This window comes from Allosphingosinicella sp. (assembly GCF_036570505.1).
Taxonomy (GTDB): Bacteria; Pseudomonadota; Alphaproteobacteria; order Sphingomonadales; family Sphingomonadaceae; genus Allosphingosinicella.
On the sequence record NZ_DATCYB010000042.1, the window covers coordinates 21,199 to 43,534 of the forward strand.

The following is a 22,336-nucleotide window of genomic DNA, read 5'->3' on the forward strand; positions in this document are numbered from 1 at the left end:
TCCCGGCCCACTTGTTCCTAACCGTAATTTTACCTCTTGAAGGCATAGCAGACCCAAAGCTGCGCCCAGTCTGCCCGGTCCGCCGGGAAGGCGCGGAGGGAAACGATTGCCAAGAGGATCAAGCCATGCGCGCACTCGCCCAGTCCAAACTCGCCCTCGCCATCGGCGCCTGTGCGCTCGCGCTCGGCGGCTGCGCGACGGGGGGATCGAGCGGCAACACGCTGCCGCCGGCGACGTTCGTCGGCAACGACGCCGCGGTCACCGACAAATACATTATCGGCGCCCTCGATACGCTGACCATCTTCGTGTGGCGCAATCCAGAGCTTGGCGCCAAGGTGCAGGTGCGCCCCGACGGCCGCATCACGACGCCGCTGATCACCGACATGCAGGCGGTCGGCAAGACGCCGGCCGAACTCGCGGACGACATCAAGGCGGCGCTGGTCGAGTATATCGAGGACCCGCTGGTGTCGGTCATGGTCGACAACTTCCAGGGCACGTTCGGCCAGCAGATCCGCATCGTCGGGGCGACTGAGAAGCCCGCCTCCATCCCCTATCGCGCCAACATGACCTTGCTCGACGCCATGATCGCGGTCGGCGGCCTCTCTGAATATGCCGCCGGAGACAAGGCGCGCCTGGTCCGCCAGGATCCGTCGACCGGACGTCAGAAGGAATATGACCTCGAGATCGCCAGCCTGCTGAAGCGGGGCGACACGCGCGCCAATGTCCGCCTCGAGCCGGGCGACGTCATCATCATCCCCGAAAGCATGTTCTGACGATCAGACCCGCGCTTAGCCCAAGGACAACGGCGTCGATGGACGGACTCTACGAACAGTTTCGGATAGCGCTGCACTCGGTCTGGAGACGCCGGTGGCTGGCGCTGGCCGTCGCGTGGGGACTGTGCCTGGCCGGTTGGCTCGTCATCGCGCTCATTCCCAACATCTACCAGTCGAGAGCGCGGGTCTTCGCCCAGATGCAGTCGATCCTGCCCGAGCAGATCGGCATCACCGCGGCCGAGCGGCAGCGCGACCTGCTTCGCGTCAAGCAGACGCTGACCTCGACCGAGAATCTGGAGAAGGTGGTCCGCCGCACCGACCTCAATCAGCTGGTGGCCTCCGACCGCGACCTCGCCGCTCAGGTCGAGGCCTTGCGCGAAAATATCGACATCGTCGCCCAGCAGGACAATCTGTTCGAAATCAGTGCCACCTCGGGGATTGCCGGCTTCTCGAACGCCGAGAACGCCAGGACAGCCGCCGCGATCGTGCAGAACCTGCTCGACCTGTTCGTCGAGGAGAATCTTTCCGGCAACCGCGCCGAAACGGGCGAGACCCTGGCCTTCCTCGACGAGGAGCTCCGCCAGCGCCAGAGCGAGCTTCAGCAGGCGGAACAGCGGCGCATGGAGTTCGAAGCCCGGTTCCTCGCCGCGCTCCCCGGCCAGGGGTCGATCGCCGAGCGCGTTTCGGCGGCGCGGGTCGAGCTCGCCGGGATTGAACAGCAACTGGTCGCCGAACGCAACGCGCTGAACGCGATCCGGAGCCAGATGGCGGGAACGCCGCCGACCATCGCCATGCCCGGCTACGCGTCCGCCGGCGGTCCCGGCTATGCCGGTGCACAGATCGCGGCTCTGGAAGGACAGCTCACCCAGTTCAAGGCCAAGGGCTGGACCGACAGCCATCCCGACGTTCTCTCGGTCCGCTCCCAGATCGCCCGGCTGCAACAGCAGGCGGCAAGCGACGGAGTCGGCGGGTCCGGCGCCGGCAGCACGCCCAATCCCGCTTATGTATCGATGGGGTCGATGGCGGCCGAGAAGGAGGCGCGGGTCGCCGCCGCCTCGGCGCGCAAGGCCCAGCTCGAAAGCGGCCTGGCGCAGATTTCGTCCCTGCAGACGTCGCAGCCCGATGCCGCCGCCGAGCAGGCGCGGCTCGACCGCGACTATGAGGTGCTGAGGCGCCAGTATGAGGAACTACTCGGCAAGCGCGAGCAGGTGAGCCTCAGGAGCGACGTCCAGACCAAGACCGACGCGATCGATTTTCGCATCATCGACCCACCGTCGAGGCCGGCGGTTCCCGCCGCGCCGAACCGGCCGCTGCTGCTGTCCATGATCCTACTCGTGGCGATCGCGGGTGGCATCGGCACCGCGTTCGCCAAGGCGCAGCTGCAGACGACCTTCCCGACGCAGAACCGCCTGGAGCAGGCCACGGGCCTCCCGGTCCTCGGTTCGGTGCGGGAAATATTCACCGCCGAAGCGCTGGCGGGGCACAGGCAACGCCTCAAATGGTTCGTGGGCGCCGGCGGCGCACTCGCGGCGAGTTACGCACTGCTGATGCTCGTCGAATTCTGGCAGCGCAGCACGGTGGCTTGAGGGGCGGACATGACACATAACAATGCCCTCAAATCCGGCGGATCGCTGCTCGAACGAGCGGCGGAGATTTATGATTTCGGCTCGGGCCTCCGCATAGCTCCGGCGGCCGTACCGCCCGCGCCGCTCGCGCCGGCATCTGCCGACGAGCCAGCTGCCGGAGTAACGCAACCGACGATGGAGAAGACGTCGGCGGCGCCTGCCTCGAAGCCCGCCGCGACAAAGCGTCCGGCGCCTGGGGGGCGGTTCGGTGAGGTCGATCGGGAAGCGCTGCGGGAGGCGGGCTATATCCTGCCCGGAGCGCCGGTGACCGGCCTTGCCGAAGAGTTCCGCATCATCAAGCGCCAGCTGCTGCTGGGCGTCAGCGGCGACCATATCGCCCAGGACAAGCGCCGGACGATCCTCATCTGCTCGAGCCAGCCGGACGAGGGCAAGACGTTCTCGGCGGTCAATCTCGCCCTGTCGCTCGCGACCGAGAAGGATCTCGACGTCCTCCTCGTCGACGGCGACGTCAACAACCCCGAAGTCCTGACGACCTTGGGGCTGGAGACCGGCCCCGGGCTGATCGACGCCATCGCCGATCCCGGCGCGGACGTCGACGCTTTCGTGATCCGCACCGATATCGAGGGCCTGTCCGTCCTCCCGGCCGGCACGCACGCCCATAACGTCACCGAGCTCCTCGCCTCGGAGCGGACCCGCGAGGTGCTCGCCGACCTCACCCTTCGCCATCCCCGGCGCATCGTCCTGTTCGATTCGCCGCCCGCGCTCGCGGCCTCGCCCGCGGCGGTGCTCGCGACCCATGTCGGGCAGGTGATGATGGTGGTGCGCGCCGATGTCACTACCGAAGCCGATTTGAGGGAAGCGGTGGGCCTGCTCTCGGGGTGCGATCACCTCGGCCTCATGCTGAACGCCGCCGGTTTCGCGGCGACCGGACGCCGCTTCGGCACTTATTACGGACTGGGCGAATGACGGCGGCCGCTCCCCTCACGCGGCTGGCCCGCTTAGTGGCTGGCCTAGCCTGTCTTGCGGCCGCCCTGATCCTTGCGCCGTCGCCGGCCTCGGCTCGCACCGACATTGCGCCCTATCTGGAGGTCCAGCAGGTCCTCAGCGCCGATCTCAACGACAGCGATGTGCTGACCTACACGGCGGCCGTGGCCGGCATCGACGGCCGCGTCAGCACCAGGCGGTTCAAGGCCCAGATCAGCTATCGCTACGAGCACCGCTTCGCGTGGGACGACGATCTCTCCGATGACGACATCCACACCGGTGTGGCCCAGGCGCGGCTCGAAGTCGTGCCGAACCTCTTGAGCTTCGACGCCGGCGCGCTCGCGGCGCGTTCTCGCGTCGACCCGCGCGGGGCGATCTTCGGCTTCAACACCGTCGACAATCCCAATGTCGCCGAAGTCTACAGCGCCTATGTCGGCCCGACCGTTTCCACGCGGATGGGAGACCTCGACGTCGGCGCCAGCTACCGTCTCGGCTATGTCCATGTCGACGACCACAGCCTGGCCGGCGTGCCCGGCCAGCCGGCCTTCGACTCCTATGACAGCTCGGTCGTCCACAATGCCAACGCCAGCGTCGGCATGGGCCCCGGTCGATTGCCGTTCGGCTGGACGATCGGTGCCGGCTATGTCCACGAGGACGTCGACCGCCTCGACCGGGAGTTCGACGGTGCCTTCGTGCGGGGCGACATCGTCGTCCCGGTCTCCGATACCCTCGCCCTGACCGCGGGGGTCGGCTATGAAGATATCAAGGCAAGTCAGCAGGATATCCTCCGCGATCCGAACGGCGTACCCATAATCTCGCCCGGTGGCGAGCTGGTGCCCGATCCCACTAGGCCGCGCCTGCTCACCTACGACGAAGACGGGCTGATTTACGACGCCGGCGTCATCTGGCGGCCGAGCCGCCGCACCGAACTTCAGGCGCGGGTCGGACACCGCTATGGCGGAACGACCGTCATTGGCTCCTTCCGGCACGAGCTCAACAACGCCTATGGCATCTATGCCAACGTCTACGACAGCGTGTCGACCTTTGGCCAGCTTACCATGACTAATCTCAATGGCTTGCCGGATGAATTTAACGTCAATCCTAACCCGTTCAATCCTGGCATCGGCGGCGTCGGCGGCTGCGTCTTCGGCGAGGAGGGCGGCTCGGGCGTTTGCTTCGACGATGCCTTCCAGTCGATCGACAGCTCCAATTTTCGCATCCGCGGCGCCAACATCCTCTTCTCTGGCGGCCGCGGGCCGTGGAGCATGGGGCTGGGGGCCGGCTATGCCCAGCGCCGCTATCTCGATCCGGACCTGACAATCGACGGCTTCACCTTGGACCGCCGCAAGGACCACAGCTTCACCGTCAACGGCTATATGAGCCGCGCGCTCAGCCGCACGTCGAGCATCAATGTGAACGCCTATACGGCTTGGTTCGACAGCGATGCTCCGGGCGTCGACGCAAGCTTCGGCGCCGGGATCAGCGGCAGCTACTACCGCACGCTCTGGATCGACCATCTCCAGGGCTATGCCGCAGTAGGTCTCTTCACCAGCGACAGCGGCGATTTCGACGGCGACTACAGCACGGTCGCCTCCGGCCTGATCGGCCTCAGATACACTTTCTAGCGGAGCGGCCGATGTATACCGACCATTATGGCTTCACCGACCAGCCCTTCCAGCTGACGCCCGATGCGCGCTTCTACTTCGACAGCCGCACCCACAAGAAGGCGATGGCCTATCTCGGCTACGGCCTGGCGCAGGGCGAGGGCTTCATCGTCATCACCGGCGATGTCGGCGCCGGCAAGTCGACCCTCGTCGCCCATCTCCAGGCGACGATCGACCGTGCCCGCCTCAACGCGCTCAGCATCGTCTCGACCCAGGTCGAAGGCGACGACATGCTCCGCCTCGCCGCGCAGAAGCTCGGCATCGCCACCGACGGCGTGCCAAAGGCCCGCCTGCTCGACCTCGTCGAGGAGCGGCTCGCCGAGGAAGCGCGCTGCGGCAAGCGCACGCTGCTGATCGTCGACGAGGCCCAGAACCTGCCCCACTCCGCACTCGAAGAGCTGCGCATGCTCTCCAATTATCAGGCGGGCGGGCGGGCGCTTCTCCAGATCTTCCTGCTGGGTCAGCCCGAATTCCGCGACGAGCTCGCCCATTCGGAGCGGCTGGAGCAGCTTCGCCAGCGCGTCATCGCCACCCATCACCTGGACCCCATGGAGGCGGGCGAGATCGAGGCCTACATCCTCCACCGCCTCCGCATCGTCGGTTGGCAAGGCCGCCCGCGCTTCGACGTGAGCGCCTTCGACGCCCTCTATCGACACACCGGCGGCATTCCGCGCCGCGTGAACCAGCTCGCCAGCCGGCTGCTGCTCTTCGCCGCGATGGAACAGCTGGAGACGATCGGCGCGGAGGCCGTCGAGACGGTTGTCGCCGACATGGCCTCCGACAGCCCGCGGCCTGTCCGGCGCGAGGAGCCGGTCTTGCCACTGCGCGCCTCGGCCGACTCGTCACCCGAGCCCGCGCCGCAGCCCGCCCAGCCCGCGCACGATCTCGCGCTGGAGCGCCGCGTCGCCGATCTCGAGGCACGGCTGGAGGAGCAGGAAAACGCCATCCGCCGTGTCCTCACCTTGCTCGTCGATTGGGTCGAGAATGGCCAAGGACCGCCGGACTATCGTCACCGCGCGGCCTGAGGCCGCCATGCTGAATGCGCTTTCGGTCGACGTCGAGGACTGGTTCCAGGTCGGCGCCTTCGAAACGGTGATCGCGCGCGACGACTGGGACAGCCTGCCCCACCGCGTCGAACGCAACAGCGACGCCGTGCTGGCGCTGTTCGAAAAGGCTGACGTCAAGGCGACATTCTTCACGCTTGGCTGGGTCGCCCAGCGCTATCCCGCTCTCATCCGCCGCATTGCCGAAGCCGGTCATGAAGTGGCGAGCCACGGCTGGGACCATAAGCGCGTCTTCACTCTGAATGCCGCCACATTTCGTGCCGACCTGGAACGCGCCCGCATCGTCATCGAGGATGCCTGCGGTCAGTCGCCGACGGGTTATCGCGCTCCGAGCTTCTCGATCGACGCGCGGACGCCCTGGGCACACTCAGTGCTGGCGGAGGAGGGTTATGCCTATTCCTCGAGCGTCGCTCCAATCCGGCACGATCATTATGGCTGGCCAGAAGCGCCGCGTTTCGCGCACCGGCCGCTGCCCGATGCCGATCTGATCGAGCTGCCCGTGACCACCGTAGAGCTGGCGGGCTACCGCATGGCGGCGGGCGGTGGGGGCTTCTTCCGTCTTTTGCCTTATGGCCTCTCGAACTGGGCGGTTCGGCGCGTCAATGGACATGAGGGCCGGCCAGCGATCTTCTACTTCCATCCCTGGGATATGGATCCGGGCCAGCCGCGTGTCCGAAACGCACCCGTGCGTTCGCGCCTTCGCCATTACACCAGATTATCCGCTATGGAGGGTAAGCTCCTGAAACTCCTTGACGCTCATCAGTGGGGTCGCACGGATGAAGTCGTCGCACGCGAGCGGTCGCGGCTGCCATGAATGTAGTTTCTCCTGTTGCCGGGCCCGCCGTCCGCACCGCTGATCTGCGCGATCAAGGGGAGCGGAAGCGGATAGAGTCCTTCATCGATGGGCACGCCGAGGCGGAGCCGTTTCATCGTCCCCAATGGAGCCTTGCCGTCGAGCGAGGCTGCGGCCAGCGGAGCCATTATCTGTTGGTCGAGGATCGGTCGGGCATTCTCTCCGGCCTGTTGCCCCTGACGGAGGTGCGATCCGCTTTGTTCGGAACGGCGCTGGTCTCGACCGGCTTCGGCGTCGGTGGCGGGATTCTAGCGCTCGACGACGCTTCGGGCGAAGCGCTCGCCGAGGGGGCCCGGACGCAAGCGCGGCGTCTCCAATGCCCGACTGTCGAATTGCGCGGCGGATACCTGCCTGCGGGTTGGAGTCGACGGGAAGGCGTTTACGCCAGTTTCTCACGCGACCTGGCTCAGGACGACGAGGAAATCCTCCTTTCCATCCCGCGCAAGCAGCGGGCCGAAGTTCGCCGGGCTCTTGGCTTCGAGCTGGACGTCTCGGTCGGGCGGGAGACTCGCGACCATTATCGCGTCTATTCCGAAAGCGTCCATAACCTCGGCACGCCGGTCTTCCCTCGCGCCTTGTTCGAGGCGATGCTGGAGGCTTTCGGCGACGACGCCGATATTCTCACCATCAGCAGGGACGGCCGGCCGCTGTCCAGCGTCCTCAGCCTATTTTCCAAGGGAACCGTCTATCCCTATTGGGGCGGCGGAACGGGCGAGGCCCGAGCATCGCGCGCCAACGAGCTCATGTATTACGAGCTGATGCGCCACGCCGCGCGGCGCGGGTGCACGCGCTTCGATTTCGGCCGCTCCAAGCTCGGCACCGGCGCCTTCGCCTTCAAGAAGAATTGGGGTTTCGAGCCCCGGCCGCTGGTTTACGCGACCCGCACGGCCGACGGGGCGCCGCCGCGTGAGATCAATCCGCTCGATCCCAAATATCGCCTTCAGGTCGCGGCCTGGAAGAAGCTGCCGCTCTGGCTTGCCAACCGCCTCGGCCCGCCCATCGCGCGAGGGCTCGGCTGATGGACGAGATTCTCTTCCTCGCCCATCGCATTCCCTATCCGCCGGACCGGGGCGACAAGATCCGCTCCTGGCACATGCTGAAGCATCTGGGGGGGCTCGCGCGCGTGCACCTCGCCTGTTTCGCCGATGACGAGGGGGATGCGGCGCATCTCCCGGCCCTGAGGGAGGCGATGGGCGGAAGCCTCGGCGAGGCGCATGTCGAAGTGAGACGCACCGGCCGCCTGAAGGCGGCAGCCCGTGCGGTAGCGGGAGGGGGCTCCATCTCGCTTGCGATGTTCGACAGCTTTTCCGTGCGCACGTTCGTGAACGGCCTCCTCGGTGGCGGCCGTATCGGCACGATCTTCGCCTTCTCGGGCCAGATGGCGCAGTTCGTACCCGAAGGAGCGCGGCAGCGTTTCATCATGGACTTCGTCGACATGGATAGCGCCAAGTTCGCCGCCTATGCGGATAAGGGCGGAGCCCTGGCCTGGCTCTATCGGCCCGAAGCGGAAAGGCTGTTCGCCTTCGAACGCGTGACGGCCGCCCGCGCCGATTCGAGCCTGTTCGTGAGCGAGGTCGAGGCCGCGCTGTTTAGAAGCAAGGCGATGCTCCCGGCGCCGACATTCGCGCCATCCAGAACGGCGTCGACCTCGCTTTCTACGATCCGTCCGCCGACTTCCCGAGGCTGGAGCCCTTGGCCGGCCCGCTGATCGCCTTCACCGGGCAGATGGACTACCCTCCCAATGTCGAGGCGGTCACCGCCTTCGCGCGGGACGTATTTCCGCTGATCCGCAAGGCCCGGCCCGATACGCATTTCGCCATCGTCGGCCGCAACCCGGCGGATGAGGTGAAGCGTCTGGGGCAGGGGGGTAATGTCATCGTGACCGGGGCCGTGGCCGATATCCGCAGCTGGCTCGCTGCCGCCGATGTGGTCGTGGCGCCGCTTCGTATAGCCCGCGGCGTCCAGAACAAGGTGCTCGAAGCGATGGCGCTGGCCTGCCCGGTCGTCGCCTCGCCAGCCGCCTTCGAGGGCATTGAGGCCAAGCCCGGCCGCGACCTCATCGTCGCCGACGGAGCGGTCGCCCAGGCGGAGGCCGTGCTGACCCTTCTCGATCCCGCAATCGCGCAAGAGATTGGCCGCGCGGCGCGCGCCCGGATGATGAAGGCCTATCACTGGGAAGCGCAGCTCGCACCTCTGACTGACTTGGTATCCGCAGCACGCAGGTGGGCGGCCGCATGACCGCGATCCTCCCTATCCGGAAAGCGGCTTCGCGCGGCGAGGCTGGGGATCACGGCTGGCGTTGGCACCTCGGCGCGCTCGGCCTTGTCTCCGCCGCGATCCTGCTGCTGCTCCACCGGGACGTCATGGGCCTGGTGGAGGTCTGGCTTTCCCGCTCGACCTACAATCATTGCGCGCTGATCCTGCCGATAATCGGTTGGCTGGTCTGGCAGCGTTGGCCGGAGCTGAGGCGGCTCACGCCTCGCGCCTGGACGCCGGGCCTGGTGCTTGTCGGCGCGGGCGCCTTCCTCTGGTTGCTGGGAGAAGCGGGCTTCGTCGCGATCGCCCGCCAGGCGGGGCTCATCCTGATGCTGCAGGGCGCCGTCATAGCCTGCCTCGGCAAGGCGGTATGCCGCGGGCTCGCCTTTCCGATCTTCTATACGCTCTTCATGATCCCGATCGGCGACGAGCTGATGCCGGCGATGCAGACGCTCACCGCCGAAATGTCTATGGTCCTGCTCGGCCTCGTCGACATCCCTGCGCATATCGAGGGCATCTTCATCACCACGCCCACCGGTTATTTCGAGGTGGCGGAGGCCTGTTCGGGCGTTGAGTTCCTAATCGCGATGACCGCCTTTGGCGCGTTGGTAGCCAATGTCTGCTTCTCCTCGGGCAAGCGCCGCGCGCTGTTCATGCTCGCGGCGATCGTCATTCCAATTGTCGCCAACGGCATCCGTGCCTTCGGTACCATCTACATCGCCCACCTCACCGACATCGATTTCGCGGCGAGCTTCGATCATGTCATCTACGGCTGGTTCTTCTTCGCCTTCATCATCGCCCTGCTGATGGGCGCCGGCTGGCGATTCTTCGATCGTAAAATCGGCGACCCTTGGTTCGATCCGGAAAGACTTCAGGCGCCGGGCACGAAAGCCGGTTCGAGGTCCGCCCTTCTTGCGATTCCAGGCATCGCGCTAGCTCTGGCGGCCACCCCTTTGATCTGGTCGACCGGCAACGCGTCAGCCAGCGAGCGCCAATTACCCGCTGCCTTCGCGCTCCCACAGGTCCCCGGCTGGGAACGAATGTCGCGAGAGAGTGGCCGGACGTGGCAGCCGCACTTCGAGGGCGCCGATCGAGTCCATGTCGGCCGCTATCGCGATGCGAACCGACGGGAGGTCGATCTCATCGTCGCCATTTTCTCGCGGCAGGAAGAGGGGCGGGAGATTGTCGGCTACGGCCAAGGCGCTATAGGTCCCGACAGCAGTTGGGCCTGGACGGCCGAAGCGGCGCCTCCGCCGAGCGGACGCGCGGACCGGATCGCCTCGCATGGGACTGTCCGCGAAGTTGCGAGCTTCTATCGGATTGGCTGGATTCTGACGGGGAGCGAACGACGGGTGAAGCTGGAGACGATGAAGATGCGCCTGCTGGGCGGCCCTCGGCAGGCGGTGTCGGTGCTCGTCTCCGCCGAGGCGCCGGCGGAAGGCGCCGATCCGCGCCCGACCATCGACGCCTTCCTCGCCGATCTCGGCCCGATCGCGCCGCTCGCCGACCGCGCGGCGGGGCTCTAGCCATGTGCGGCATCGCCGGCATCTTCCATCCCGACGTGCCCAAGCCGATCGATCGCGCCCGGGTGAAGGCGATGGCGGACGTCCTCGCCCATCGCGGCCCCGACGGCAGCGGCGTCTGGACGGCGCCGGGCGTCGGTTTCGGCCACCGCCGCCTCTCGATCATCGACTTGCGCGGCGGCGCGCAGCCGATGCTGACGCCGGACGAGAAAGTCGCGATCACCTTCAACGGCGAAATCTACAATTTCCGGGAGGTTCGCACCGAGCTGCTGGTCAAGGGCCACGCCTTTCGCACCGAGAGCGACACCGAAGTCATTCTCGCGGCGTGGAGGGAATGGGGGCCGGACTGCCTCTCCCGCCTCCAAGGCATGTTCGTCTTCGCGCTCTACGACGCGGCGGCGGACACGCTCTTCCTCGCTCGCGATCGCCTCGGCGTGAAACCGCTATACTATGTCGAGCTCGCCGACGGCGCCCTCATCTTTGCGTCGGAACTAAAGGGCCTCCTCGCCCATCCGAGCCTCCGCCGCGGCATCAGCGCCCAAGCCGTCGACGACTATCTCGCCTTCGGCTACGTGCCGGACGACGCCTGCATCGTCGAAAGCGTCCGCAAGCTCCCCGCCGGCCATTATCTGCTCGTACGCCGGGGCAGGGACGTTCCCAAGCCCGCCTCCTGGTGGGACGTGGACTTCAGCAACCCCCTCACGGGCAAGGCGGACGCGCTCGCCGAAGAGTTGACCGATATCATGCGGACGGCCGTCCGCTCGCGCATGGTCGCCGACGTCCCGCTTGGCGCCTTCCTCTCCGGCGGTGTAGACAGCTCCTCGGTCGTCGCGCTGATGGCCGAAGCGAGCCGGAGCGCGGTCGAGACCTGCTCGATCGGCTTCGACGAGGCCGACCATGACGAAACCCGCCATGCAAAATTGGTCGCCGACCGCTTCGCCACCCGCCACCGCAGTCGCACTGTCGCCGCTGACGATTTCGGTCTGATCGACACGCTCGCCGACGCTTTCGACGAACCCTTCGCCGACGCCTCCGCCCTTGCCACTTACCGTGTCAGTGAGCTGGCGCGAGAGAAAGTGACGGTCGCCCTCTCCGGTGACGGCGCCGACGAGGCTTTCGCCGGCTACCGCCGCTACCGCCTCTTCGCCGCCGAGGAGCGGGCGAGGGCGCTTCTGCCAAGCGGAATGGGAAAGGCGCTGGGCCGCCTCGGCGACGCCTATCCCAAGCTCGATTGGGCGCCGCGTTTCCTCCGCGCCCGCACGACGCTACAGGCCTTCGGCAAGGAAAGCGGAGAGGCCTACGCCGAGGCAGTCGGAGTCACTCCGCCCGCGCTTCGTTCTCGGCTCTACAGCCAGAGCATGCGCACGGCGCTCCAGGGGCATCGTGCCGAGGCGCGATATGTCCAGGCCATGAAGGAAGCGCCAGCGAACAATCCGCTCTCCCGCGCCCAATATGCCGATCTCAAGATATGGCTGCCGGGCGACATCCTCACAAAGGTCGACCGCACAAGCATGGCCGTCAGCCTGGAAGCGCGCGAGCCGCTTCTGGATCACCGCCTCGTTGAATTCGCCGCACGGGTGCCAGCGAACATGCGCCTTCGGGGCGGCACCGGCAAATGGCTGATGAAGCGCGCGATGGGCCGCTACCTTCCCGACGAAATCCTCCACCGCCGCAAGATGGGCTTCGTCACCCCGATCAGCGTCTGGTTCCGCGGCCCTCTCGCCGAAGAAGCCGCCGCCATCGCACGCGGTTCGGCCCTGGCGGAGTTGGGATGGTTCGATGCCGGAGCCATCGCACGCCTCACCACCGACCATCGCTCAGGCAAGTCGGATCATGGGCGCCTGCTCTGGCAACTCCTCATGCTCGACAAGTCGCTTCAGCGGTTGTTCGGGCTCGGGACGTCCTCCGGATATATGGCGGCCGCGAAATAGAGGCCGTCAGGCGGAGCGTTGAAGCCGAGCGCATGCCGATCCCGAGCCTCCAGCGCCGCCTTCAAATCCGCCGCGCTCCATTTTCCGCACCCGACCAGCTCCAGGCAACCCACCATCGACCGCACCTGATGATGGAGGAAGGAACGGGCGGCGACGTCAAACAGGATGGCCTCGCCCTCACGCCTGACATTGAGCCGATCCAACGTCTTCACCGGGCTCTCCGACTGGCAATGCGCAGAGCGGAAAGTCGTAAAGTCGTGCAGCCCCGCCAGGCACTGCGCCGCCTCGTGCATCGCTTCGGCGTCGAGTATCACCGGCACCCGCCAGGCCCGCCCAACCTCCAGCGCCAGCGGCGCCCGCCGGTTTACGATGCGATAGAGGTAGCGCCGGCCCACGCAGCTGAAACGCGCGTGGAAGTCGTCAGCCGCTACCTCCGCCTTCAGGATCGCCACCGGCTGCGACCGAAGCTTCGCGTTGAGCCCGTCCATCAGCCGAAACGCCGTGATAGGCTTGTCGATATCGACATGCGCCGTCATCGCCAGCGCGTGCACGCCCGCATCGGTTCGCCCGGCGGCATGAAGTGTGACGTGCTCGCCGGTAATGCCTAGCACCGCCTCCTCGATCGCCTGCTGCACCGACGGGCCATGCGCCTGCCGCTGCCAGCCCATGAACGGCCGTCCGTCAAACTCAACGGTAAGTCGAAAGCGCGTCATCCGAGCCTGGCGCCCGCGGGGACGGGAAAGCCCCTCAGTAGCTCCGATGGCGTCATGACGCCACGCCCCGCGCGCTGGACCAGGCTCGGCACGATCGCACCAGTCCCGCAGGCGATCTCCAGCCCATGATCGATGGTCGTCCCTGGTACGCCGGCGCGTCCATTCACGTCTGCCGCCAATAGCTTGATGCGCTCGCCGCCATATTCGAAGAAGGCGCCGGGGAAGGGATTGAACGCCCGTATCTGCCGCTCGACCTCCACGGCGCTCCGGCTGAAATCGAGCCGCGCCTCCTCCTTCTCGATCTTGGCTGCATAGGTCACGCTTTCCGCTGGCTGCGCAGTCGGGGTGATGTGGTCGAGGCGTTCCAGCACCTCGACCATCAGCGCCGCGCCGATTCCCGCCAGTTCCTCGGTCAGCCCGCCCGCCGTCTTGCCGTCGACCGGCGTCTCCCGCGTCGCGAACATCGGCCCAGTATCGAGCCCGCGCTCCATGCCCATGATGGTGACGCCCGTCATTTCGTCTCCGGCCAGGATCGCCCGCTGCACCGGCGCCGCCCCGCGCCAGCGCGGCAGGATCGAGCCATGAACGTTGAGGCAGCCATGCCGAGGCGCCACCAGGATCGGAACGGGCAGGATGAGACCGTAAGCCGCCACGATTGCAGCATCGAGATCGAGCGCGGCGAAATCCGCCTGAGCCCCGGCATCTCGAAGACTGACGGGCGTCCGGACTTCGATGCCGAGTCCCTCCGCCCGCTCATGAACAGGCGAAGGCCGCCGCGCCTTGCCTCGCCCGGCCCGGCTTGGCGGCTGCGAATAGACGGCGGCGACGTCATGGCCCGCCGCCGCCAAGGCATCGAGCGTCGGCACGGCGAAATCCGGAGTTCCCATGAAGGCGATACGCATGGCGACCGCTCTATCCCCTGAAATCCGCTTGGCAAGCCGCGCGGCCGCGCCTTATGCCCCCGTCATGGCTTCCACCGAGATCGACGCCCTTACCCAGGCGCTGGCGCGGCTTCCCGGCCTCGGCCCGCGCTCGGCCCGCCGGGCGGTGCTGCATCTCATGAAGAAGCGCGAGACGGCGATGGTGCCGCTTCTGCGGGCGCTGGAAAGGGTGAACGAGCGGCTGACCGTCTGCTCCATCTGCGGCAATGTCGACACGACCGATCCCTGCGGCATTTGTGCCGATCCCCGCCGCGACACGCGCCTGCTCTGCGTCGTCGAGGAAGTCTCGGATCTTTGGGCGCTCGATCGCTCGCGGCTTTTTCCCGGTCGATTCCATGTCCTTGGCGGGCGTCTTTCAGCCTTGGAAGGGGTAAGGCCCGAAGACCTCGGCATCGACAAGCTCATCAGCCGCGTCGCCGGCGGCGGTATAGATGAGGTCGTGCTGGCGATGAACGCGACACTGGAAGGCCAGACCACCGCTCACTATCTCGCCGAACGACTGGAGGGCTTTCCCATACGCCTCACCCAGCTCGCTCACGGCCTTCCCGTCGGCGGCGAGCTCGACTATCTCGACGAGGGAACCCTCGCCCAGGCGCTGAGGGCGCGGCGGCCGGTCTCCTGAGCTTGACGCAAGGGCCGACGCTTCCTAGCTGAATCGAAATGGCCCTGCTTCCGATCATCGAGACTCCCGACCCTCTGCTTCGGCAGATTTCGACGCCTGTGGAAGTGGTGGATGACGATATCCGCAGGCTGGTCTCGGACATGTTCGACACCATGTATGCCGCCCCCGGCATCGGCTTGGCGGCGATCCAGATCGCCGTTCCGAAGCGGCTGCTCGTCATCGACCTGCAGGAGCCGGAGGAGGAGGGCGGCGATCCCGTCCGCGATCCCCGCGTCTTCATCAATCCGGAGATTATCTGGGCCTCCGACACTCTCCAGACCTACAGCGAGGGCTGTCTCTCGGTCCCCGATCAATATGCCGAAGTCGACCGCCCCGACCACATCCGCGCCCGTTGGCTCGACGAACAGGGCAAGACGCATGAGGAAGAGCTGGACGGCCTCCTCGCCATCTGCCTCCAACATGAGATGGATCATTTGGAGGGCATTCTCTTCATCGACCATCTCTCGCGCCTGAAGCGGGATATGGTCTTAAAGAAGCTCGCCAAGATGCGGAAAGAGATGGCGAAACGCGCCGCCTGATTCTGAGGACTTATTCCGCTCCGTCCAGCGGACCGCAGTAGATCAATCCCGCATCGGCGATGCTGTCGGCTTCGAAAAGCATGGCCTGGGCGGACTCGGCGAAGCGAATCTTCAGCATATCGTCCACCGGTGGCCCTTCGGATGTGCAGCGCGTCGAAATGTCGTAGCCCCCGCTCATCGGGGTCGCGTTGACGAACTTGCAGACCGATCCGGCAGGCGTCTCTAGGCTTTCGCGCGTGAACCGCCAGGCGGTGTCGGCGCACAGGTCCGCTTCGGTTGCCCAAAGGCCGACAAAGCGGAACGCACCAGGCGGCGGCAGCAGGGAATCGCCGGCGCCGGCTTGCGCATCGGGCGTTGCACCCTGCCCATTTGCTTCCGTCGGCTCGGGTTCCGGCAGAACCGGCACATCCGCTCCCGAAGGCGGCATCGACGCATCCTCCTGGATCGTGTTTTGAACGACCTCCTCCCCGCCACAGGCGGCAAGTGACGTCATGGTGGCAAGCACGGCACAGGCCGGCATGAACAATCTACGCTTGGTCATGCCGTTACAATGCACCGACCCGAGATCGGGTTGCGTGCGAGCTCCTCGCCCAGGCAAAGTGGTCAGAAGGTTTCAAGCGCCGCGCGGCAATCGGTCCCGCACTCCCGGCACATTTCGGCGCAGAGCCGGCAATGGTCATTGTCGTGACGCGCGCATTCCTCGGCGCAGATGTCGCAGGCCGTGATGCAGAGCTGCAGCATTTCCTGAAGCAGCAGCTCGTTGTTGCCCGTGCGCCGGGTCGCGACCTTGTAGGTGGCATCGCAGATGTCCGCGCAATCGAGGCAGGCGCGAATACATTGCCGCAGGTCCATCTTCTCGGCGACGCAGGCGTCGGCGCAGCTCGTGCAGATGGCCGAACAGAACATGGCGTGCCGCACCGCGAGCGCCAGCGGCTCGTTGAGCTTCCCGGCGACATCGGGATGGGCGGCGATCATCTGGACGATGGACATGACGGCGTCTCCTGCAAGGGGGCGCATGAGGAACGGGTTTTTCGGACCGGGGGTTCCTCAAGGGCTTGAGCGGCGGCGGCGCCTGCTTTAAGTTCGCTTTTCGTTCCGAAGGGGGAATTTCCATGGACCCGATCATCCTTGTCGTGGTGGCGCTCTTGGCCGGCCTTGGCGTGGGCTGGTTCCTCGGAAGCCGCCAAGCCGCCGTCTATCGCCAGGAACGCGACGCGTTACAGACCCGGGTTGGACAGGTGGAAATCGCGGCGGCCGGCGCCGAAGAACGCGCGAAGGCCGGCGAACTGCTGCGTATGACTTTGAACGAGGTGACCAAGGAGCGTGACGACGCCCAACGGCAACTCGCTGGCCTTCAGGCCGATAGCCGCAATTTCGAACTGCGGCTGAAGGAACTTGCCGAAGCGAAGGATTTGCTGGCAGCCCAATTCAGTGAAGTGGGCGCGAGGCTGCTTCAAGAAGCACAGAAGAATTTCCTCGAGCGGGCGGAAGCGCGGTTCAAGCAGTCGGAAGAGATTGCAGGCAAGGGATTGAAAGCGCTCCTCCAGCCGGTCAACGATCGACTGCAGCGTTATGAAGAGGGCGTCGCCAAGGTCGAGGCTGAACGGCGTGATTCTTTCGGCAATCTCGTCGGTCTTATCGAGTCGATGCGAGTCGGGCAGGAAAAGGTCAGCAGTGAAGCTGCCAAGCTGGTGAATTCCCTCCGCAATGCCCCGAAATCGCGCGGTCGCTGGGGTGAGCAGCAGCTCAAGAATGTCCTGGAAACCTGCGGCCTTACTGAGAATTGCGATTTCCAGACCGAAGTCAGCGTGGATGGCGACGACGGAAGGCTCCGACCCGACGTAATCATTCGGATTCCAGGCGGGCGCATGCTCATCATCGACGCCAAGGTTTCACTCAATGCCTATCAGGACGCCTTCGGCGCCGTCGATGAGGCCGAGCGACAGATCGGACTCTCGGCGCATGCCGCGGCAATGCGCGCGCACGTCAACACGCTCGGCAACAAGGCCTATCAGACGCAGTTCGGTAACAGCCCGGATTACGTGATCATGTTCGTGCCCGGCGAACATTTCCTATCGGCGGCGCTTGAGCACGACCCGACCCTGTGGGATTTCGCGTTCGACAAGAAAGTGCTTCTCGCCACGCCGACCAACCTGATTGCGATTGCACGCTCGGTCGCCTCGGTCTGGCAGCAGGAAGCGCTTGCCAAGAACGCACGCGACATCGCCCTGCTCGGCAAAGAACTTTACGATCGCCTAGCCAAGGTGGGGGAGGATTTGCGCAAGGTTGGAGCGGGGCTCAACAGCGCCGTTACAAACTTCAACGCGTTCACCAACTCCTTCAATAGCCGACTCGTGTCGACCGGTCGCAAGTTCAAGGAATTGAATATCGAAACCGGCTCTCGCGAACTGGATGATGTCGGAGCCGTGGAGGCGCTGGCCAATGTCAGCGGGGGCAGTCACGCGGCGCTCACGGATCGACGCGGTGACGACACCGCAGAAGCCGCCGAATAGGCTCACATATCCCAGTCGGGCCGCCGCTCGCCGCCGCAGCCGTGGACGGTCTTGCCGTCGGCGATGACCATCACCGTGTCGGCGTAGCCGTGGCCGCTCATCGTGTCGTTGCAGCGAACGTGCGTGGCATCGACGATCAGCCGTTCCGTCTCGTAACGGTGGCCGTTGAACGTGGCACGGGGATCAGGCCGCGGCACGGTGATCCGCGTCTCGCCATAGTCGCCGGCATAGTCGATCCGCTCACCGGTGATTGTCACGGTCCAACCCGGCTCCTGGCCGAGCGCGCGATAGACGCTCTCTTCCCCCGGCGGCGGGTTAGTGGCGGCGGGATAAGCGCAGGCCGTCGTCGCGGCGAACAGGAGCCCGGCGGGCCATTTCGGCATGGTAACGGCTTTCATGGCCCGAACAGCGCGCGAGCGACTCAGATGTTCCCCGCGTGCCGCCACTGGTTGATGACCTCATAGGCCATTACAGCCGTCGCCACGGCCGCGTTGAGGCTGTCCGCACGACCCAGCATCGGCACCTTCACCAGCATGTCGCATTCCGCTTCATAGGCTGCGGGGAGGCCCTGGGCTTCGTTGCCGACCAGGATGAAGGCCGGCTTTCGATAGCGCGGCTCCTGGTAGTCCCGCGTGGCGTTAAGGCTTGTGCCTATCAGCTCGCCCCGGCCGGCGCGAAGCCAGGCCAGGAACTCGGCCCATGAAGCGGTGGCGATCTTCTGGGTAAAGAGCGCGCCCATCGTCGCCCGCACCGCCTCGACCGAAAAGGGATCGACGCATTCGTCGACCAGGATCAACCCGCCCGCTCCAACGGCGTCGCCGGTGCGCAGGATCGTGCCGAGATTGCCCGGATCGCGCAGCGCCTGGGCGACGATCCAGAGGTCGGCCTGGGCGCGGTCGATCCGTTCGAGGCCGATGTCGAAGGCGCGATAGACGCCGAGCACAGTCTGCGGATTGTCCTTACCGGACAGCTTGTGGAGGATGTCCGCCGTCGTCTCGATCGCCTCGCCTCCGGCAGCCTCGGTTTCGGCAATCAGGCGCTCGAGAAGGGGATGCCGATCGCCCCCAGCCGTGAAGAACAGGATCTCGGGCAGGAAACCCGCCTCCCGCGCCTCGGTCAGGATGCGCAACCCTTCGGCGATGAACAGGCCCTCGCGACGCCGGTTCTTCTTGTCGCGAAGGCCGCGAACCTGCTTCACCAGAGGATTGGAAAAGGCGGTGACCTGGCGCGGCACGATACGCCCTAAATCGTCACGCCAGTGAAGGCTGGCATCCAAGCTGCGGGAAGGGCCTCAAATGTCGTATGGACCCCAGCTTTCGCTGGGGCGACGGAGAACGAGGGTGTCATTCCTCGCCGAACTTGGTCTCGACCAGCTCCACGAGCGCGGCGACCGCGGCTTCGGCGCCGTCGCCCACCGCGCTGATGGTGATCTGATCGCCCATCGCGGCGCCGAGCATCATCAGCCCCATGATCGAGGTACCGCAGACGCGTGACCCGTCCTTTTCGACTTCGATGGCCGCGGGAAGCTCGGAGGCGAGGGTGACGAATTTGGCGCTGGCGCGGGCGTGGAGGCCGCGCTTGTTGGTGACATCGACCGTGCGACTCGCCACGATCAGGCCGCTTCGCCCAGGATTTCGGAAGCGACGGAGATGTATTTGCGGCCGGCCTCGCGCGCCGCGGCGACGGCGGCCTTCACATCCATCGTCTTGCGCGCGCCTTCGAGTCGGATCAGCATCGGCAGGTTGACCCCGGCGATCACCTCGATCGACTCGGATTTCATCAGCGAGATGGCGAGGTTGGAGGGCGTGCCGCCGAACAGGTCGGTGAGGATGATCACGCCCGCTCCTTCGTCAACCTTGGCGATGGCCTCGGCGATGTCGTTGCGTCGCGCTTCCATATCGTCCTCAGGGCCGATGCAGATTGCCTCGATCCGCTGCTGCGGCCCAACCACATGCTCCATGGCCACGACGAACTCGGCTGCGAGCCGCCCGTGCGTAACCAGCACCAAACCGATCATTTGAACACCTTGGCTAGTCTTCCATCTCCGCGCGCTGGTCCCCCCGGACCGGCCCACCCTCGACCGGATCGCGGGGCCGGGATGCGAGGTCGCGATGTTCGACCGTGGGCGAAAATCCCGCTTCGCGCAACCGTGACGCTACGCGCTCGGCGACATGCACCGAACGGTGACGCCCGCCGGTACAGCCAAATGCGATCGAAACATAGGATTTTCCCTCGCTGCGATAGCGCGGGAGGAGCATCAGCAGCAGCTCCTCGATCCGCGATACGGCCGGCTCATAGCTCTCGTCCGTCGCGATATAGTCGCCGACGGCCTTATCGAGGCCGGTCAAGGGACGAAGGGCATCCTCCCAGTGCGGGTTCTTGAGGAAGCGCACGTCGAACACGCTGTCGGCGTTGCGCGGCAGGCCGCGGGCGAAGCCGAAGGACATGATGTGAAGGTAGGGCGCACGGCTGCCGCCGAATCGATCGCGGATCTGCTGCTGCAAGGCGTTCGAGTCGGTGTCCGTGGTGTCGATGATATAGTCGGACCAGCGCCTCAGCGGCTCCATCAGGTCGCGCTCGGCGGCGATACCGTCGGTCGCCGGGCGATCGAGGGCGAGGGGATGACGGCGGCGCGTTTCCGAATAGCGCCGCAGGAGCTCCGACCCGGCGCATTCCAGGAACAGCGTCTCGATCGGATAATGCGATTCATCGGCGAGCGCCTTGATCTGCTGGACAATTTTCTTCGCATCGAAATCGCGGGTGCGGCTGTCGATGCCGATCGCGAGCGGCCGCCGGCGCCGCGCGCTGCCCTTGGAAAGCGGCGTCGACAGCAGATGCTCGAGCAATGAAAGGGGCAGGTTGTCGACCACCTCCCAGCCACTATCCTCCAGCGTGCGGAGCACCGTCGACTTGCCGGCACCCGAAAGCCCCGTGACCAGCAATATCCGTTTCGGGGTGGCGCCGTTTTTCACTCTTATTCGAGTCCGAATTGGGCAAGGGCCAGTTCAACCTTCACCGGCGCCGATGGTTCGAGCCCGTTGAGGCCGATAACCGGGACCTTGATGCCCGCGACGACCAGGGGATCATGCATCTCCGGCAGCCGCTCCACGTCACGGTCCAGATCGACGGCGAGCGAGACGGGAATGTCGCTCACCGACTCGACCTTGACGAGGCCGACGCCGCGAACCTCCATCTGGCCTTCGATATTGCGGGGGGCCGCGGCAAGCAGCTTGCCGCTCACCCGCCGCACGACGGTATAGTCGTCGCTGACTAGGACCGCGCCCCGATCGATGAGACGGAGCGCGAGGTCGGACTTTCCGGCGCCGGACCGGCCGGCGATCAGGATCGCCCGTCCGTCCTTGGCGACGCAGGAGACGTGCAGCGTTTCTGAGGAAAGGGATGGTCCGGTCATGCGATTACCCCTGGAAAGCGTATCACGAAACGAGCGCCCGTTCGCCCGTCATGACGATCCTCGACCACGATCCGGCCATCATGACCCTCGATGATCGCTTTGGCGATGGCGAGGCCCAGGCCGGAATGACGGCCAAAGGCTTCGCCTTCGGGCCTGATGCTATGGAAGCGGTTAAAGATCGCCTCACGCGCACCCTCTGGAACGCCCGACCCTTCATCCTCCACGCTGACCACGACATCGCTCTCGATCCTGGCGGCGGCGATCTCGACGAGGCCGCCCTCGGGCGAGAATGAGATGGCGTTGTCGACCAGATTGTCGAACACCCGGGCGAGGCGCGATTCCCCGCCGAGGACGACGGCCGTCCCGGCGCGGGGCCGGGCAAAGGCGATTCGGACATTCCGCTCCGCCGCGCGCGGCTCCCAAAGGCCCAGCAACGATTCAATCACCCGGCCCACATCGACGGGCTCGAAGCGGGCGCGGGAAAGTTCGGCGTCGAGGCGCGATACTTCAGCAATGTCGACCACCAGCCGGTCGAGCCGGACGACATCGTGACGCACCACGTCGAGCAACTTGCGGCGCAGCTCCGGATCATCGACATTATCGAGGCTGTCGACGGCCGAGCGGAGGGAAGCGAGGGGATTCTTGAGCTCATGGGTCACATCGGCGGCGAACGCCTCGGTCGCGTCGATCCGATGGCGCAGCGACTGCGTCATGTCGTGAAGCGCGCGGGCCAGGAGGCCGATTTCGTCGCGGCGGGCGGGAAGCCGCGGCACCGCGACCTCCCGTGCCCGGCCCAAACGGACACGCAACGCGGCGCGCGCCAATCGCCGGAGCGGGCGCGCGATTGTCCGCGCCAGGAACAGTGAGAGGAGTACGGAGAGAAGGATCGTTCCGGCGATGATGAAACCGAGCGTCAGCCGCTC

The 22,336-nt window shown here is 65.9% G+C and carries 23 protein-coding genes and 1 pseudogene; 13 read left to right on the top strand and 11 right to left on the bottom strand.

Going from position 1 to position 22,336, the window contains the following annotated elements; genetic code table 11:
* The first annotated feature begins 125 nt into the window (after window positions 1–125).
* The 10 genes and pseudogenes from VIR62_RS03755 to VIR62_RS03800 all read left to right on the top strand — a co-directional run bounded on the left by VIR62_RS03755 (window position 126) and on the right by VIR62_RS03800 (window position 12,634).
* The gene (locus VIR62_RS03755; RefSeq protein ID WP_431868806.1) at window positions 126–773 is read left to right on the top strand and encodes an XrtA/PEP-CTERM system exopolysaccharide export protein; all 648 of its coding nucleotides are present in this window, start codon (window positions 126–128) and stop codon (window positions 771–773) included.
* Window positions 774–811: 38 nt separating this feature from the next.
* Complete coding sequence (locus VIR62_RS03760) at window positions 812–2,359, top strand: XrtA system polysaccharide chain length determinant (RefSeq protein ID WP_431868807.1); 1,548 nt, start codon at window positions 812–814, stop codon at window positions 2,357–2,359.
* A gap of 9 nt (window positions 2,360–2,368) precedes the next feature.
* On the top strand, window positions 2,369–3,325 hold the full coding sequence (locus tag VIR62_RS03765; RefSeq protein WP_431868808.1) for an AAA family ATPase: 957 nt from the start codon (window positions 2,369–2,371) through the stop codon (window positions 3,323–3,325).
* Complete coding sequence (locus tag VIR62_RS03770) at window positions 3,322–4,968, top strand: hypothetical protein (RefSeq protein ID WP_431868810.1); 1,647 nt, start codon at window positions 3,322–3,324, stop codon at window positions 4,966–4,968. The genes VIR62_RS03765 and VIR62_RS03770 overlap by 4 nt, the downstream gene beginning before the upstream one ends.
* Window positions 4,969–4,979: 11 nt before the next feature.
* Window positions 4,980–6,032, top strand: coding sequence for an XrtA/PEP-CTERM system-associated ATPase (locus tag VIR62_RS03775; RefSeq protein WP_431868811.1), 1,053 nt, complete (start codon window positions 4,980–4,982; stop codon window positions 6,030–6,032).
* A gap of 7 nt (window positions 6,033–6,039) precedes the next feature.
* Window positions 6,040–6,885, top strand: coding sequence for an XrtA system polysaccharide deacetylase (locus tag VIR62_RS03780; RefSeq protein WP_431868837.1), 846 nt, complete (start codon window positions 6,040–6,042; stop codon window positions 6,883–6,885).
* On the top strand, window positions 6,882–7,943 hold the full coding sequence (locus tag VIR62_RS03785; protein ID WP_431868812.1) for a FemAB family XrtA/PEP-CTERM system-associated protein: 1,062 nt from the start codon (window positions 6,882–6,884) through the stop codon (window positions 7,941–7,943). The genes VIR62_RS03780 and VIR62_RS03785 overlap by 4 nt, the downstream gene beginning before the upstream one ends.
* A pseudogene (locus VIR62_RS03790) lies at window positions 7,943–9,162 on the top strand (TIGR03087 family PEP-CTERM/XrtA system glycosyltransferase). Before VIR62_RS03785 ends, VIR62_RS03790 begins: the two are co-directional and overlap by 1 nt.
* Window positions 9,159–10,706: an exosortase A gene (xrtA, locus tag VIR62_RS03795; protein ID WP_431868813.1), complete on the top strand. Its 1,548-nt coding sequence runs from the start codon at window positions 9,159–9,161 to the stop codon at window positions 10,704–10,706. Before VIR62_RS03790 ends, xrtA begins: the two are co-directional and overlap by 4 nt.
* A 2-nt stretch (window positions 10,707–10,708) precedes the next feature.
* Entirely contained in the window at window positions 10,709–12,634 is a 1,926-nt protein-coding gene (locus VIR62_RS03800) for an XrtA/PEP-CTERM system amidotransferase (RefSeq protein ID WP_431868815.1), read from the top strand.
* Here the strand turns inward: VIR62_RS03800 and truA are convergent.
* On the bottom strand, window positions 12,580–13,347 hold the full coding sequence (gene truA, locus VIR62_RS03805) for a tRNA pseudouridine(38-40) synthase TruA (protein ID WP_431868817.1): 768 nt from the start codon (window positions 13,345–13,347) through the stop codon (window positions 12,580–12,582). The two genes, VIR62_RS03800 and truA, sit on opposite strands and share 55 nt — an antisense overlap.
* Window positions 13,344–14,249 (bottom strand): methionyl-tRNA formyltransferase, encoded by a 906-nt coding sequence (gene fmt / locus VIR62_RS03810; RefSeq protein ID WP_431868819.1) that lies wholly within the window; start codon window positions 14,247–14,249, stop codon window positions 13,344–13,346. Before fmt ends, truA begins: the two co-directional genes overlap by 4 nt.
* Before the next feature lie 64 nt (window positions 14,250–14,313).
* On the opposite strand from fmt, the gene recR reads away from it, so the two are divergent.
* Together recR and def are read left to right on the top strand one after the other, a co-directional pair.
* A complete protein-coding gene (recR, locus tag VIR62_RS03815; protein ID WP_431868839.1) occupies window positions 14,314–14,910 on the top strand; it encodes a recombination mediator RecR in 597 nt (198 codons plus the stop codon).
* Window positions 14,911–14,948: 38 nt separating this feature from the next.
* Window positions 14,949–15,488 carry a peptide deformylase gene (gene def, locus VIR62_RS03820; RefSeq protein ID WP_431868820.1) on the top strand — a complete coding sequence of 180 codons (540 nt, stop codon included), beginning with the start codon at window positions 14,949–14,951 and terminating at the stop codon, window positions 15,486–15,488.
* A 10-nt stretch (window positions 15,489–15,498) separates the two neighbouring features.
* Here def and VIR62_RS03825 read toward each other — a convergent pair whose 3' ends face one another.
* Both VIR62_RS03825 and VIR62_RS03830 read right to left on the bottom strand, forming a co-directional pair.
* The gene (locus tag VIR62_RS03825) at window positions 15,499–16,014 is read right to left on the bottom strand and encodes a hypothetical protein (protein WP_431868822.1); all 516 of its coding nucleotides are present in this window, start codon (window positions 16,012–16,014) and stop codon (window positions 15,499–15,501) included.
* Window positions 16,015–16,091: 77 nt separating this feature from the next.
* Complete coding sequence (locus VIR62_RS03830; RefSeq protein ID WP_431868823.1) at window positions 16,092–16,478, bottom strand: four-helix bundle copper-binding protein; 387 nt, start codon at window positions 16,476–16,478, stop codon at window positions 16,092–16,094.
* A gap of 122 nt (window positions 16,479–16,600) precedes the next feature.
* On the opposite strand from VIR62_RS03830, the gene rmuC reads away from it, so the two are divergent.
* Window positions 16,601–18,001 carry a DNA recombination protein RmuC gene (gene rmuC / locus VIR62_RS03835; protein ID WP_431868824.1) on the top strand — a complete coding sequence of 467 codons (1,401 nt, stop codon included), beginning with the start codon at window positions 16,601–16,603 and terminating at the stop codon, window positions 17,999–18,001.
* A 2-nt stretch (window positions 18,002–18,003) separates the two neighbouring features.
* Here rmuC and VIR62_RS03840 read toward each other — a convergent pair whose 3' ends face one another.
* From VIR62_RS03840 to VIR62_RS03870, 7 genes are all read right to left on the bottom strand, one after another.
* Window positions 18,004–18,384, bottom strand: a complete 381-nt coding sequence (locus VIR62_RS03840) for a hypothetical protein (RefSeq protein WP_431868826.1) — start codon at window positions 18,382–18,384, stop codon at window positions 18,004–18,006.
* A gap of 38 nt (window positions 18,385–18,422) precedes the next feature.
* A complete protein-coding gene (locus tag VIR62_RS03845; RefSeq protein WP_431868827.1) occupies window positions 18,423–19,235 on the bottom strand; it encodes a TrmH family RNA methyltransferase in 813 nt (270 codons plus the stop codon).
* Window positions 19,236–19,344: 109 nt separating this feature from the next.
* Window positions 19,345–19,611, bottom strand: a complete 267-nt coding sequence (locus tag VIR62_RS03850; RefSeq protein ID WP_431868829.1) for an HPr family phosphocarrier protein — start codon at window positions 19,609–19,611, stop codon at window positions 19,345–19,347.
* Between the two features lie 2 nt (window positions 19,612–19,613).
* Window positions 19,614–20,018 carry a PTS sugar transporter subunit IIA gene (locus VIR62_RS03855; RefSeq protein ID WP_431868830.1) on the bottom strand — a complete coding sequence of 135 codons (405 nt, stop codon included), beginning with the start codon at window positions 20,016–20,018 and terminating at the stop codon, window positions 19,614–19,616.
* 13 nt (window positions 20,019–20,031) lie between these two features.
* On the bottom strand, window positions 20,032–20,973 hold the full coding sequence (gene rapZ, locus VIR62_RS03860; protein WP_431868832.1) for an RNase adapter RapZ: 942 nt from the start codon (window positions 20,971–20,973) through the stop codon (window positions 20,032–20,034).
* 2 nt (window positions 20,974–20,975) lie between these two features.
* Window positions 20,976–21,413, bottom strand: a complete 438-nt coding sequence (locus VIR62_RS03865) for an HPr kinase/phosphorylase (RefSeq protein ID WP_431868834.1) — start codon at window positions 21,411–21,413, stop codon at window positions 20,976–20,978.
* Window positions 21,410–22,336 (bottom strand): sensor histidine kinase (locus VIR62_RS03870; RefSeq protein WP_431868836.1); only part of this gene is annotated, 927 nt, incomplete at its 5' end. The genes VIR62_RS03870 and VIR62_RS03865, both read right to left, overlap by 4 nt.